The organism is Citrobacter sp. MGH110, from assembly GCF_001037515.1.
GTDB classification, from domain to species: Bacteria; Pseudomonadota; Gammaproteobacteria; order Enterobacterales; family Enterobacteriaceae; genus Citrobacter; species Citrobacter portucalensis.
Genome location: NZ_KQ089830.1, coordinates 1,329,910 through 1,343,641, shown reverse-complemented (window position 1 = coordinate 1,343,641; position 13,732 = coordinate 1,329,910). Strand labels below are relative to the sequence as shown.

Annotated in this window: 12 protein-coding genes and 1 pseudogene; 7 read left to right on the top strand and 6 right to left on the bottom strand. The window is 52.5% G+C overall.

Features of this window, described 5'->3' with window-relative positions; genetic code table 11:
• Nucleotides 1-37: 37 nt before the first annotated feature.
• Entirely contained in the window at nucleotides 38-724 is a 687-nt protein-coding gene (locus SK38_RS06355; protein ID WP_003832885.1) for a CPBP family intramembrane glutamic endopeptidase, read from the top strand.
• A gap of 33 nt (nucleotides 725-757) precedes the next feature.
• Here the strand turns inward: SK38_RS06355 and SK38_RS06350 are convergent, their stop codons facing one another.
• Complete coding sequence (locus SK38_RS06350; protein ID WP_003832886.1) at nucleotides 758-2,011, bottom strand: MFS transporter; 1,254 nt, start codon at nucleotides 2,009-2,011, stop codon at nucleotides 758-760.
• Between the two features lie 107 nt (nucleotides 2,012-2,118).
• Between SK38_RS06350 and SK38_RS06345 the strand changes: the two genes are divergently transcribed.
• The 3 genes from SK38_RS06345 (at nucleotide 2,119) to bioD (ending at nucleotide 5,188) form a co-directional block, all read left to right on the top strand.
• Nucleotides 2,119-3,018, top strand: a complete 900-nt coding sequence (locus tag SK38_RS06345) for a LysR family transcriptional regulator (protein WP_032943386.1) — start codon at nucleotides 2,119-2,121, stop codon at nucleotides 3,016-3,018.
• Nucleotides 3,019-3,146: 128 nt separating this feature from the next.
• On the top strand, nucleotides 3,147-4,367 hold the full coding sequence (gene mlc, locus SK38_RS06340) for a sugar metabolism global transcriptional regulator Mlc (protein ID WP_048214222.1): 1,221 nt from the start codon (nucleotides 3,147-3,149) through the stop codon (nucleotides 4,365-4,367).
• A 125-nt stretch (nucleotides 4,368-4,492) separates the two neighbouring features.
• Nucleotides 4,493-5,188, top strand: a complete 696-nt coding sequence (gene bioD, locus SK38_RS06335) for a dethiobiotin synthase (protein ID WP_020996409.1) — start codon at nucleotides 4,493-4,495, stop codon at nucleotides 5,186-5,188.
• Here the strand turns inward: bioD and clcB are convergent.
• From clcB to SK38_RS06310, 5 genes and pseudogenes are all read right to left on the bottom strand, one after another.
• A complete protein-coding gene (gene clcB / locus SK38_RS06330; RefSeq protein ID WP_048236436.1) occupies nucleotides 5,144-6,433 on the bottom strand; it encodes a voltage-gated ClC-type chloride channel ClcB in 1,290 nt (429 codons plus the stop codon). The two genes, bioD and clcB, sit on opposite strands and share 45 nt — an antisense overlap.
• Before the next feature lie 119 nt (nucleotides 6,434-6,552).
• Nucleotides 6,553-7,167: a Tat proofreading chaperone DmsD gene (gene dmsD, locus SK38_RS06325; protein ID WP_048235412.1), complete on the bottom strand. Its 615-nt coding sequence runs from the start codon at nucleotides 7,165-7,167 to the stop codon at nucleotides 6,553-6,555.
• 42 nt (nucleotides 7,168-7,209) lie between these two features.
• Entirely contained in the window at nucleotides 7,210-8,064 is an 855-nt protein-coding gene (locus SK38_RS06320; protein ID WP_048235411.1) for a dimethyl sulfoxide reductase anchor subunit family protein, read from the bottom strand.
• Between the two features lies 1 nt (nucleotide 8,065).
• Nucleotides 8,066-8,683, bottom strand: a complete 618-nt coding sequence (gene dmsB / locus SK38_RS06315; protein ID WP_008784727.1) for a dimethylsulfoxide reductase iron-sulfur subunit DmsB — start codon at nucleotides 8,681-8,683, stop codon at nucleotides 8,066-8,068.
• A 10-nt stretch (nucleotides 8,684-8,693) separates the two neighbouring features.
• Nucleotides 8,694-9,728, bottom strand: a pseudogene (locus SK38_RS06310) (molybdopterin dinucleotide binding domain-containing protein); the annotation flags it as partial.
• A gap of 327 nt (nucleotides 9,729-10,055) precedes the next feature.
• Between SK38_RS06310 and SK38_RS06305 the strand changes: the two are divergent.
• The 3 genes from SK38_RS06305 to SK38_RS06295 all read left to right on the top strand — a co-directional run bounded on the left by SK38_RS06305 (nucleotide 10,056) and on the right by SK38_RS06295 (nucleotide 13,672).
• Nucleotides 10,056-11,387 carry a site-specific integrase gene (locus SK38_RS06305; protein ID WP_008324001.1) on the top strand — a complete coding sequence of 444 codons (1,332 nt, stop codon included), beginning with the start codon at nucleotides 10,056-10,058 and terminating at the stop codon, nucleotides 11,385-11,387.
• A 331-nt stretch (nucleotides 11,388-11,718) separates the two neighbouring features.
• Nucleotides 11,719-12,219, top strand: coding sequence for a hypothetical protein (locus tag SK38_RS06300; RefSeq protein WP_008324002.1), 501 nt, complete (start codon nucleotides 11,719-11,721; stop codon nucleotides 12,217-12,219).
• A 694-nt stretch (nucleotides 12,220-12,913) separates the two neighbouring features.
• Entirely contained in the window at nucleotides 12,914-13,672 is a 759-nt protein-coding gene (locus SK38_RS06295; protein ID WP_045295918.1) for a Rha family transcriptional regulator, read from the top strand.
• Nucleotides 13,673-13,732: the final 60 nt, after the last annotated feature.

Sequence of the window (13,732 nt, the reverse complement as noted above, 5' to 3'; positions counted from 1 at the left end):
TTCATCAGCTTATCTTCGATGAGCGCAAGGAGATTGTATGTCACAGGATGCCGACAACCTGTATATCGCCAGGACCAAAGCAGTTGCTGGCTGCTTTTCAATGTTTTTACTGATGTTTGGCCTTACGTTTACCCCGTTGTTTTTCCCCGCGAGTCAGGACCTGCTTGCCAAAGGGTTACTTTTTCCGCTGCTGTTTGCGCTGGAATTTGTTGTGCTGGTTCCGCTGTATTATTTCTTCTTTAGAAAAAGAGAGGGACTGGGCAAAGGCATTTTCAACGCCAGGTGGTTTGCCATTTTGTTCGCGGCGCTGCTGTTTATTCAGCTTATCCTGCCATTGATTTTGGGGCTCAGACAAACCGAAGCGTGGGTGACCAGCCAAATATCCTTAAGTAGTTATGCGTTGTGGTTATCTACGTTGACCCTGATATTTATCGCGCCAGTTTATGAAGAAATTGTTTTCAGAGGCTGTTTATTCAACGCGTTCCAGTACTGGTTCAATAATAAAACCTGGCTGTCGTCAGTTGTGGTATCGGTCATTTTTGCCATCATGCATACGCAGTATGTGGATCTACGCACGTTGCTGATGTTGTTTCTTGTGTCGCAGGTGTTGATCCTGGCCAGACTGAAAAGCAACGGTCTGTTGATGCCAATTTTGCTGCATATAGTGATGAACGGGACAGTTGTTGCTCTGCAGATGGCGGCTCAGACGTTACAGCCAGGGTGATGAAGGTGATGCCCGGAACCCGGGCATCGCGGATTATACGTGCAGACGATGGTGCAAACGCGCACCGACCAGCAACGCCAACACCAGCATCAGGGCGATAAATCCGCCCACGCCGTTCCAGCCATAGCTGTGCCAGAACACACCGCCCAGCGTACCGGCAATACTGGATCCCAGATAATAGCTGAACAGATACAGGGAAGAAGCCTGGCCTTTAGCGCGTTTTGCTCGTGGTCCAATCCAACTGCTTGCTACGGAGTGCGCGGCAAAGAACCCGGCTGAAAAGAGCAGCATCCCGGCGAAGATCAGCCATAGCGATGTGAACAGGGTCATCAAAAGTCCAACCAGCATCACGCCTGTTGAAAAGAGCATTACCGGGCCACGGCCATAACGAGTGGTCATAGAACCCGCCTTTGGCGAACTCCATGTCCCGGTCAGATACGCCACAGATAACAAACCTACAACCGCCTGGCTGAGCTCCCACGGGGAGAGCATCAGGCGGTAGCCGATATAATTAAACAGCGTGACAAACGATCCCATCAGTAAAAAACCTTCCGCAAACAGCAGCGGCAAACCTTTGTCGCGCCAGTGCAAACGGAAGTTGATAAACAACGTTTTCGGGCGCAGCGATGTGGGTCTGAAATGACGGGATTCCGGTAAGATTTTCCAGAACATCAGCGCAGAGGCAAGGGCAAAACAGCCGATCGCCGCCAGCGCGATACGCCAGTTAAAAAAGTCGGTAAACACGCCGCTGATCAAGCGACCACTCATTCCGCCAATTGAGTTACCGCTGATATACAGGCCCATTGAGAAGGCGACGAAACTGGGATGAATTTCTTCACTCAGATAGGTCATCCCTACCGCTGCGACGCCGCTCAGTGAAAGTCCTATCAGAGCACGCATGATTAAAATACCGTGCCAGCTGGTCATCATCGTTGAAAGCAGCGTACAACAAGAGGCGAGCAGCAGCGCGGTAACCATCACCGGCTTGCGGCCAATAGCATCTGAAAGTGGGCCGGTAAACAGTAACCCTATCGCCAGCATCGCCGTCGAGATGGAAAGCGAGATACTGCTGCTTGCGGGAGAAACCCCAAACTCGTGCGAGAGCACTGGCAGTATGGGTTGAACGCAATAGAGGAGGGCAAAAGTCGCCAGTCCGGCAGAAAACAGCGCCAGCGTGACGCGCATAAATGGGGATGTTCCGCGTTTGATAAAACCATCCGGCGGGGTAACTATCTGTTCATCAACATCGCTTGTTGGCGCGGTATCGACAGTTGTTGTACGGCTCACTTGAAATCCTTGCTCATTCAATTACGTCTACAGGACCAGCCTTAAGAGTATGAAAATCACAATATTCTGTCTAATATATTAATAATCTCAAATAATACTTTTAAAATATGAATATCGAACTGCGTCATTTACGTTACTTTGTGGCCGTTGCCGAAGAGTTGCATTTTGGTCGGGCTGCGGCGCGGTTAAACATTTCGCAACCGCCGCTAAGCCAGCAGATCCAGATCCTTGAGCAGCAGGTTGGTGCCCGGTTACTTGCCCGAACTAACCGTAGCGTGGCGCTGACCTCTGCCGGAAAGCAGTTTCTGGCGGACAGTCGGCAGATCCTCGGGCTGGTTAATGAAGCCGCCGCCAGGGCTGAGCGTTTGCATCTGGGAGAAGCAGGGGAATTGCGTATCGGCTTTACGTCGTCCGCGCCGTTTATCAAAGCGGTTTCAGATACGTTATCGCTGTTTCGCCAAAGCTACCCGGCAGTGCATATGCAAACCCGTGAAATGAACACGCGTGAGCAAATTGCCCCGCTCAATGAAGGAACGCTGGATTTGGGACTTCTGCGTAATACGCAGCTTCCGGAAACGCTGGAGCGTGAAATCATTCTGCATGAACCACTGATGGCGATGATCCCACGCGCGCATCCGTTGGCGCAAAAACCCGTGGTCACGTTGGCCGAGCTGGCGAATGAGCCATTTGTCTTTTTTGACCCCCATGTGGGGACAGGGTTGTATGACGATATTCTGGGCCTGATGCGTCGCTATGGACTGAAGCCGACGATTGCGCAGGAGGTTGGCGAGGCGATGACTATCATTGGGCTGGTGGCCGCAGGATTAGGGGTTTCTATACTTCCTGCTTCTTTTAAACGGGTGCAACTGTATGAAATGTGTTGGATCCCGATAGCGGAAGAAGATGCTGTCTCGGAAATGTGGTTAGTGTGGCCAAAGCATCATGAGCAAAGTCACGCCGCGCAACGTTTTCGCGAGCAGCTTCTGGCGGCCGTTCAGAGCGGTTAATTTAGTTTAAAAATGGGCGAAAATGTGCAGTAAATCACAAGGCTAAGTAAAAAGTTGACGGAAGCCATTGAAGTGCTTCACCATAGCCCGCAGATTATTTCGGAGCGCGAAAATAAAGGGAGTAAGTGGTGGTTGCTGATAGTCAGCCTGGGCATATCGATCAAATTAAGCAGACCAATGCGGGTGCGGTTTATCGCCTGATTGATCAGCTGGGTCCGGTATCGCGTATTGATCTCTCCCGCCTGGCACAATTGGCGCCTGCCAGCATTACCAAAATTGTCCGCGAAATGCTCGAAGCGCATCTGGTGCAAGAGCTGGAGATTAAGGAAGCGGGTAGCCGTGGTCGTCCGGCCGTTGGGCTGGTTGTCGAAACGGAGGCCTGGCACTACTTATCCATTCGTATCAGTCGTGGCGAGATTTTTCTGGCGCTACGCGATCTGAGCAGCAAGCTGGTGGTTGAAGATTGCCTGGACATGCCACTGGTCAGTGAAACGCCGTTGCTGGATCGCGTGATAACCCAGGTCGATCAGTTTTTCATCCGCCACCAGCAAAAGCTGGAGCGCTTAACCTCCATCGCCATCACCTTACCCGGCATTATTGATACTGAAAACGGTATCGTTCATCGCATGCCATTTTACGAAGATGTCAAAGAGATGCCGTTGGGCGAAGCGCTTGAGAACCATACCGGCGTGCCGGTGTATATTCAGCACGATATCAGCGCCTGGACGATGGCCGAGGCGCTTTTTGGCGCATCGCGCGGTGCGCGCGACGTCATTCAGGTGGTGATCGATCATAACGTGGGTGCAGGGGTGATCACTGACGGCCATTTGCTGCATGCAGGCAGCAGTAGCCTGGTGGAGATTGGCCATACGCAGGTCGATCCCTACGGTAAACGCTGCTACTGCGGCAACCATGGTTGTCTGGAAACAATCGCCAGCGTCGATAGCGTGCTCGAATTGGCGCAGGTGCGCCTGAAGCAGTCAATGAGTTCTTCTCTACATGGACAACCGTTAACGGTAGACGCGCTGTGTCTGGCGGCCATGCAGGGTGATTTATTGGCGAAAGATATCATTAGCGGCGTTGGGACCCACGTCGGTCGAATTCTTGCCATCATGGTGAATTTGTTCAACCCGCAAAAGATATTGATTGGCTCTCCGCTCAGTAAAGCGGCAGATATATTGTTCCCAACCATCGCTGACAGCATTCGTCAGCAGGCGCTTCCGGCTTACAGTCAGCATATAGTCGTTGAAAGTACCCAGTTTACCAATCAGGGGACGATGGCGGGGGCGGCACTCGTGAAGGACGCGATGTATAACGGTTCTTTGTTGATTCGTCTATTACAGGGTTAACATTTTTTAACTGTTGTACGAAAAATTGCGCTATCTCAAGCTGATCCTGGTCGTCATACCTTAGACTTTCTCCACTGTTTTATTTTCCTGACTTATATTTTCAAAGCATAACGGTGGAGTTAGTGATGCTGAAGCGTTTCTTTATTACAGGTACAGACACTTCTGTTGGGAAGACCGTGGTTTCCCGCGCATTACTACAAGCGTTAGCGTCAGGGGGTAAAAGCGTTGCGGGTTACAAACCTGTAGCCAAAGGCAGCAAAGAGACGCCCGAAGGTCTGCGCAACAAAGATGCACTGGTACTGCAAAGTGTGTCATCTATCGAGCTGCCCTATGAGGCGATTAACCCAATTGCGTTGAGCGAAGATGAAAGTAGCGTGGCGCATAGTGGTCCGGTCAATTACACCCTGTTATCCAACGGTCTCGCAAGCCTCAGCGAAAAAGTCGATCACGTTGTCGTGGAAGGCACCGGAGGCTGGCGGAGCTTGATGAACGATCTGCGTCCGTTATCGGAGTGGGTGGTGCAGGAACAACTGCCGGTGCTGATGGTAGTGGGTATCCAGGAAGGCTGTATTAATCACGCGATCCTCACCGCGCAGGCGATAGCCAGCGACGGGCTGCCGCTGATTGGCTGGGTTGCGAATCGCATTAACCCGGGGCTGGCACATTATGCGGAAATCATTGATGTGCTGGGTAAAAAATTACCTGCACCGCTGATCGGTGAACTGCCTTATCTGCCTCGTGCAGAGCAGCGTGAACTGTCTCAGTACATCCGCCTGTCAATGCTCGGCAGCGTGCTGTCGGTAGATAGAGTCGTGGCGTAACGTACGCGACAGCACCGACGCCAGGACACAGGCGATCAGTAATCCGGGGAGCAGGCGATACTCCCCGGTCATTTCACAAACCATCAGCGTCGACATTATTGGTGCATGCGTGGTAGCCGCCAGCAGCGTGGCCATCCCCGTTAATCCCAGTAAAATAGCAATCTCATCCGAGCCTGGAAGCCATAATCCCCATACCTGACCCAGCAACATGCCCACCGACAAGCCGACAAACAGCGTTGGCGTAAACACGCCACCCGGGGCACCGGATCCACTGCTGGCAAGCACCGCCAGTAATTTGCAGATAAAAATCCCGCTAACCACGGCCAGCAGCGGTGGTGAAAGTAAATATGACTGCACCACGCTGTAGCCATTACCCCAGACCGTAGGCGTGAGCAATGAAAGCAGGCCAACGATCAACCCGCCAAGCGCCAGTTGCCACGGTGGCGAGAGTTTTAAGCGCAAAAATACATTATGGCTGGCGGTCATCAACCACATGAAGAGCGGTCCGCAGATGCCAGCAGCCAGACCGGTGCTGACAATCATAACGTATTCCAGAGCATGTAATTCCCGCGACAGGTGCACGGTATACAGCAGTGCATTGCTGTCGCTAAGCAGATTGGTGGTGAGTAATGCGACTACGGCGGACACCACTACCGGCCCCAGTGAGGCGAGGATCAGCGTGCCAAACAATACTTCGGCAATAAATAAACTGCCCGCCAGCGGGGCATGATAGGCTCCAGCCATACCTGCAGCGGCGCCGCAGGCAATCCATAACTTCCATTCTGTACGCGGGGTAAAGCGTTGAGCAAAGCAGGAGGCCGCCAGCGCCGCCAGTAAAATCATGGCACCTTCACGTCCGATGGCGCTCCCGCTGGCGACGACCAGTAAAGAGGCCAGCGATTTCACCAGGCTTGCACTGACGTCAAATTGTCCGTCGGTTTGCAGGGCTTCCATATAATCAGTGGGAGCCTGCGGACGTAAACGGTTAAATTTTTGCCAACCCCACAGTAGTAATCCAGCCGCCAGGCCGCCGAGTGCAGGTGTCAGCATACGCCTTAAAGGCGAAAGGTTTGTCGCTGCGTTGACCAGACTTCCCGTGTTGTTGCTCAGAAACAACCATTCGAGAAGCAGCATGGCATGACGAAATCCTGCGACGGCCAGCGCAGCAAGGACGCCAATCAACGCGGCGAACAGCAGGCGGCGGAACATGGCACGCAGGTCAGGGTAAGCATGTAAATGATGCATGAGTGGCCAGACTGGAAAATTCAGACGCTCTATTTTGCGGCTATTAGGCAACAGAAGCAAAAGCTCAGCGTGCGCAACAGGATGCACCACAGGCAGGACAATTCCTGCCTGTGACGAAATTAACGGAACAAAGGCTTATCGGCTACCGGGATCAGTAACTGTGATTGCCACTGTGCCAGCGTCAGGCGCGCCAGCTCACCAAGCGCCTGGTAGAACGGGTGATCGGCTTTTTCGATAAACACATTAAGAAAGCGTGATGACCATGGGTACAGATGCCAGGCCAGCAGTTGCTCGCACTCGGTGTGGCGTTCGTTCTCGGCAAGCCAGGCCGTCAGCAACAGCAGGGAACCAAAATGATCTTCTGGCTCATTTTGCTGCATGGCAAACTGGATGCCGTTGTCCCGCATCCACTGACGTAATGCCAGCGTGGAGTCGCCAAACAACACGTTTTCACGATCCAGCCAGACGGATCCCCATGGCGGAGAAGGGAGCGCATAAGGTCCAACAAACAGACGTTGCCAGGCCTGCGGGAGAGACTCATCGGCCTCAGCCTGAAACTGAGCGACTAACGGCGAAAGCGTTGTCTTTTCAAGCGGCCACTGCGCCTGCCAGCCATCGGTTCTTAACGCACTGACCAGTGCCGAAGCTTCCGCACTGTCTGGGGCATAGTAAAATAGCGCGCCGAGCACGCGCGCTGCGGTAGAAAAGTTGTCACGTTGTGAAAAATGGGTCATGCAAACAATCCTGAACAGTGCGGGTTGCCCCGCACCCGAAAGTTAACCTGCGACAGCCATTCCGACTGTCATATGTAAACCGTAAAACAAACCGCGGCCAATGATTTCACCGACAAGCACCAGAATTAACCCGAGCGCCAACCCGCCAACTGACGGTCCTTTGCGACGGATCAACGGACATATCCAGCAACCCAGACCCGCGGCCAGCAGCAGCACACGCCAGACCTGTAAACTGCCGTAGTCGGGAACCAGCGCGCTGGCGGATTGTACCGAACTGTGGATCTCGCCGAGTGACAGTCCCTGCAGCACAATAACGGCCACCGTAACCAGCAGAGCCAATACGCTGATACCGGCGAATCTGGCGGCGTTAAAAGAAACACCTGCAGCACGCAGCAGCAGAGCGGCAAATAGCGGTCCACTGAGCAGCATCGTCATGAAAAACGCCAGTGTAGTATAGCCGTTATACCAGGTTGGGACGGTGTCTATCTGGTAGACGTTGGTCATCGCAAAGACAAATACCAGGCCCAGCAACATGCTCAACAGCATCCAGATTTTACCTAACGCTGCGGGCATTTTACCGAGAAACGCCACCAGCCACCACAGGCCACCGACGGCGAAAAACAGCGAACCGCTGGCGATTTCGTTACTTAGCGCCGATGCGCCAATTCTGTTCAGCGAGTTAAACGCGCGCAGCGGCGAACCTAAATGCATGATCGAGGCGAGAAAGGCGATGCCCATTACCAGCCAGAGAAAAAACATACTGCGAACGATACGTTGTTTTGCCAACTCGTCTTTAGCGGTCAGCCAGCCGTAACCACTGACGATCAGCGCCCCGGCTACGCACTGGCCCAGCACCGTGAACAGTACCAGCGGCCATTCATGCCATCCATTTCCCATTTTACACCTCCTTTGGATTAGCCAGAAAACCCGTGGTATCCCCGGTCGGGCGGCAATTGGCGTTTGGTTTGATCACAATATTTGGTTTGGTGAAGTGCGCACCCGGCAGCGGGGCGACGGCAGCCAGTTCACCATGTTTTTTGCGCAGTTCGTCGATGGGGCCAAAATCCAGCGCACGCAGCGGACAGGACTCGACGCAGATGGGCTTTTTGCCGTCTGCAACACGATCATGGCAGCCATCACACTTGGTCATATGTCCTTTTGCAGCATTGTACTGTGGCGCACCGTACGGGCAGGCCATATGACAATAGCGACAGCCAATGCACACGTCTTCATCGACCACCACAAAACCATCCTCACGCTTATGCATCGCACCACTTGGACAAACCTTGGTGCAGGCCGGATCCTCGCAGTGGTTACAGGAGATGGAGAGATAGTAGGCAAAAACGTTCTGGTGCCAGACACCGTTGTCTTCCTGCCAGTCACCACCTGCGTATTCGTAAATCCGCCGGAAACTGACGTCAGGGGTGAGGTCTTTGTAGTCTTTGCAGGCCAGCTCGCAGGTTTTGCACCCGGTGCAACGACTGGAATCAATAAAAAATCCATACTGAGTTGTCATGGGTTAGTCCTTAAACCTTCTCGATCTCGACCAGATTAGTGTGCTGTGGGTTGCCTTTTGCCAGCGGTGAAGGGCGCTGTGTTGTCAGCGTATTGACGCAGGCGCCATGGTCAATTTTGTCGCCGGCCATATCCGCATCGTGCCATGCACCCTGGCCCATTGCGCTGACGCCAGGCAGGATCCGTGGCGTCACTTTGGCCGGAATACGTACTTCCCCGCGGTCGTTAAAGACCCGCACCATATCGCCATTTGCAATACCACGTTTTTGGGCATCGACGGGATTGATCCACACTTCCTGACGACAGGACGCCTGCAGAACATCGATATTGCCGTAGCTGGAGTGCGTACGGGATTTGTAATGGAAGCCAAACAACTGCAGCGGAAATGCGCTGCGTTTGGGATCGTCCCACCCTTCAAACGTGGAGGCGTAGACGGGAAGTGGGCTAATTACTTCATCCTTCTGCAACTCCCATGTGTTGGCAATTTTCGCCAGCCGGCTGGAGTAAATTTCAATCTTTCCAGACGGTGTTTTGAGCGGATTGGCCTTCGGATCGTCGCGGAATTTTTTATAAGCGACAAAATGCCCGTTAGGATCTTTGCGTTTATAGATCCCCATTTTTTTCAGCTCGTCATAAGAAGGGAGCGCGGGGTCCTTGGCCAGCATTTTTGCATACAGATACTGGAGCCACTGTTCCTGAGTACGGCCTTCGGTAAACCGTTGATAGATATCATTGCCAAGGCGTTTGGCGACTTCGCTCATTATCCAGTAGATCGGTTTGCGTTCGAACTTCGGTGACGTCGCGGGTTGAATAAAAATGAGGTATCCCATGTTGCCCGCATAGTCGTTAGGAATGATGTCTTCCTGTTCGACGGTCATTAGGTCCGGCAGCAGGATATCGGCGTATTTCGCCGAGGATGTCATGAAATTTTCGATGACCACTATCATTTCGCATTTCGTATCATCCTGAAGGATCTCATGCGTTTTATTGATATCTGAGTGCTGATTAGTAATGGTGTTGCCCGCGTAGTTCCAGATAGACTCCACTGTCAGACGGATGGATGGACTTGAAGTAGTTGACTCAACGCTACTTAAGGTCCTGATATGACTGACATTAACCATGATAATACTGTATATGCATCCAGTTCTTTCTCTGGGTCTCCCTATCTGTATCAGCAAGTCTACACCTCAAGTCCTGACACAAGGCTGACACAAATCAAGGACCTTGCAGTCCCGCACTTGCTCGCAAGGCTCGCTACGCCACAGATAGTCCGTAGAGCTAACGGTCGATATACTATCCGCTTCAGACTCAAGGGACAGACCACACCGTTTCTTTCAGTATCGACCCGCAGCACAGACAGGAGAGTAGCCACAATGCGTCAGAGAGAGCTTGCAGCCACCGCTAAGGCCTTCATGTTGGATAGGCCTGAAGTCTCACTACAGGAGCTTACAGAGCATCTCCGGTCTATGGCTGAGCAGTTCCTGACAGACGCTAGTGACGATTACTGGAATGGAATTGAGGTCGCTACTCTGGTCGACGAGAAGTCCAACCTGAAGGAGCTAGCCGCTACGCAAGCATTGAGTCTGGACCAGCAGAAGGGCATAAGGTTAGCGCTTGAAGTCCTGACCGCAGCACAGCAGAGGGTAGACACTGGTGATACCTCTGGTCTGATTAAGCTGATTGATGATAATAACCTTACTGATGACTCAACTATAGGCGACTCTACGTCAATTCTGAGGATCGAGCAGGGGGTCAGCCCACAAGTATTCACGAGAGAGCGCCAACCATCTGTAGTTTTTTCAAGCCTAGTGTCCTCGCTGCTGGCTGAGAAGGTCCAGACCCTGAAGACATCCAGCTACAAGGACCTGTCGTCCTCACTCAATACTGTCTCCCGGTTCCTGCCTGAAGACATGGACCTGATGTCCCGCTCTGGGTGGCTGGCTGTCAGGGACTCTATGCTGGCTGCTGAGGTGAGACCGTCGACGATTAACAAGCTGCTGACCAAGGCGAAGATGTGTCTTGATTATGGTCTTATGAATGGGCATCTGGAGGGCCGTAACCCTATCGAACGGATGAAGCTGACCAAGGATGTTGACTCCAAGCGCAGAGCGTTCACTGACGAGGAGTTGGAGAGACTTCTGGTCCGTGTTGAGTCTGAGTATCAGTTCACACGACATACGGCTCACACGACCTCAGAGGCCCGTAGATGGGCGTCTCTGGTGTCTGTGGTCACTGGCGCTCGGTCTGCTGAGGTCTGCCACCTGACTAAACGTGACATCGTAACCTTGGACAATGGACTGGTCTGTATCGACATCAATGAAGATGGGGACGGCAAGTCAGTGAAGAACAAGCATTCAGTCCGACTTGTGCCGTTGACCGATGGTGTGCATGGATTCGACTTAGCGTCCTTCCTCTCATGGGTAGACACGCAGCCTGACGAGGGTCCTCTCTTCGGGATGACTCCGAGCGCCTACTCAAACTGGTTTAACTCAAGGGTCCTGACTGAAGCTCTGGGAGACGCTACGGATGTCTCTCTCCACAGTCTGAGGCACTGGCTAGCGACCAGAATGAAAGAGCGTGGAGTCAATCTGGTGGATGCTCAAGGCATCTTAGGTCACAGCTCGCAGTCCATCACATACGATTTGTATGGTCGGGGACACGCAGTGAAGAGACTGGCTGATGCGCTTAAAGTGGCGCTTCTTTAAGTAGGAAGACACAAGGTGGAGACCATGATTGTTCCTGATGGTTGAACCTTGTGTTACTGAAGTCAGGACTGAAGTTATGGAGGGTGATAATAATCATAATCCCTCCTGACTATAGGCCCACTGGTCCGCCTTCGGCTGTCCCACTTTAAGTCTGTCTATGTGTCTTTATTTAAACTGGTTCCCTAACTCAGGTCCTCCAAATTTTCATTGCCTTTCAGCGACTTAAATATCCCCTCACCTTAGGGTGTTTAGGGTTCAGACCCTTAACTATCACCTTAGGAGAGACGGCCCGTCCTCCACCCCAATCAAAACCTTAAGAGGAGGACCATACATGGCCATTACAATTCAGTGCTACACCGAGTCTGACAATGCGGCCTTCTTCGGTGACGATTCCGACCACCAGCAACAGCTACCAGCACCGACATATGACGAACCCAAGGCCCGCACAGGTAAGCCTCCTGTGGTCATCGACAATCGGGCTGTCCGTGCGTGGCTGATTGAGACTGGATGTCTCTCTTATTCTCAGCTTGTTGAGGCGTACCCATGGGCTGACGATGTGTTCACAGGACTCTCGCGGGCTACCAGTGGCGCTGTTGGTGCTGGACTCCCGGTATCTAAGGCGTACCTGTTCTCTGCCTTATATAGCACCAACGACATCTTCTCCCGCAACACTGCCAAGTCATACACCGCCATCACGGGTCGTTCACCGTCTCCTCGCTACCTGCGCCACGTTAATAGCGTGCTTCAGGCTACGGCTGTGAGTCTGGCTAAGGTTCTGAAGGACCGAGAGGATTACACGTGGCTGGACTACAACGATCAGTGCCTGTCCTGAGAGCCGCGCCAGCTCTGGGCTGGAATACACCCTCACTATAGGGACACCCCCCTAAACTATCACTATAGGGAGACCAACCTTGCCTCTGAGTCTGATGCGTCAGAACATGCGAGCATCTGGTCAACCGACATTAAGTATCTCTCCTAAGTAGTCAAGGTCTGTGACCGCCTCTGTCAGACCTCCTGTATGACCTCCAGCTCGTTAGCGTTCTTCAGTCATCTCATTGGCTTAAGTTTATCACCGCTCACCATCTGGAGTCCTTACAGCTCGTCTTGACATGCGGTCGCACCTTTATATGGCTGGAAGAGACCTCCTCTGTCAGACGCTATCTAACCAACCCAGAAAACGGGTTTGTTAAAAAGAGTAACATGGGTCTCCACCTTCATGAGGACCACTCCGGTAAAATTGCGGAGTGAACGGGTGGCTCTATCACAGGTCGCGAAAATGGAAACCTGCTTAACGTCCCCAAAACTGAGCAGTGCTCAAAGCTGAGGAATAGGCAGAAAATCCGCCTTATCCGAACGGAAAACTTTTCCGACCGAACCAATCACCGCAATGGTCATCGCAGACCACATCACAATTACCTCAAGTCATTCTGTTTGCGTCCTGTTGCCTGCTGGTCTCCCTTTACGTGGGGGCTTGAGTAGGTCAGTAGGGTGCGACTTCAGGGTGCAAACAAAAGGAGTACACGTAAATGTCTCAACAAGAAATCAGCATCATTAACCTCGACCAGCTTGTGTCCATGACCTCAGTTGAAATTGCGGAGCTGACAGGAAAAGAACATAAACACGTTTTACGAGATATTCGTAATATGGTCGAAGAGCTTAACGGGTCCAAAACTGAGCAGCGAGATTCTGGCAGCTCAACTTTGAGCAGCGAGCTTAACGGGTCCAAATTTGGGCGCGTTGGCGAGGAAGTATACAAGGACGCGAAAGGTGAGAGCCGAACAATGTATCGTCTCGACCGTAAGCATACTTTTATTCTGGTCGCTGGCTATTCCGTTCACCTCCGCGCCAAGTGTTACGACCATATTCAGACGTTAGAGCGTCGAGTCCTTCAACTGGAAGAGCAGAAGACCCGAGCCGCCGCTCAGTCCGCTAACCGTCGAGGCGTGACTTGGGGTGACTACTGCAAAACCTATGGTCTACCCGCTCAGAAGCTAATGACCGCACTTCTTCAGCATCGTGGTCTCTTTCGTAAGAACCCAATCAGCAACGAGTGGTCTGTAAATCCGAAGTATTCCGACTGCTTTCGTATCATTAAGCCGTCAGACCAGAAGTTCTCAGCAGGTGGTTATAACTTCCGGTTCAATGCTAAGGGGCTGGAGGTCTTCGGTAAGCCTGCGACAGTCGATAGGCTGAGAGGCATCCTTATTGCCTTCACTGGCACCGACCAGCAGAAGCAAGAGCACCTCCTGAAGCAGGCCCAATCCGGCAAGCTGGAGGGACTCTAAGATGATTGACCCTCGCACACCTATCGGCAAAGCGACCCTCCGTTACCGTGGTCTTCCTAC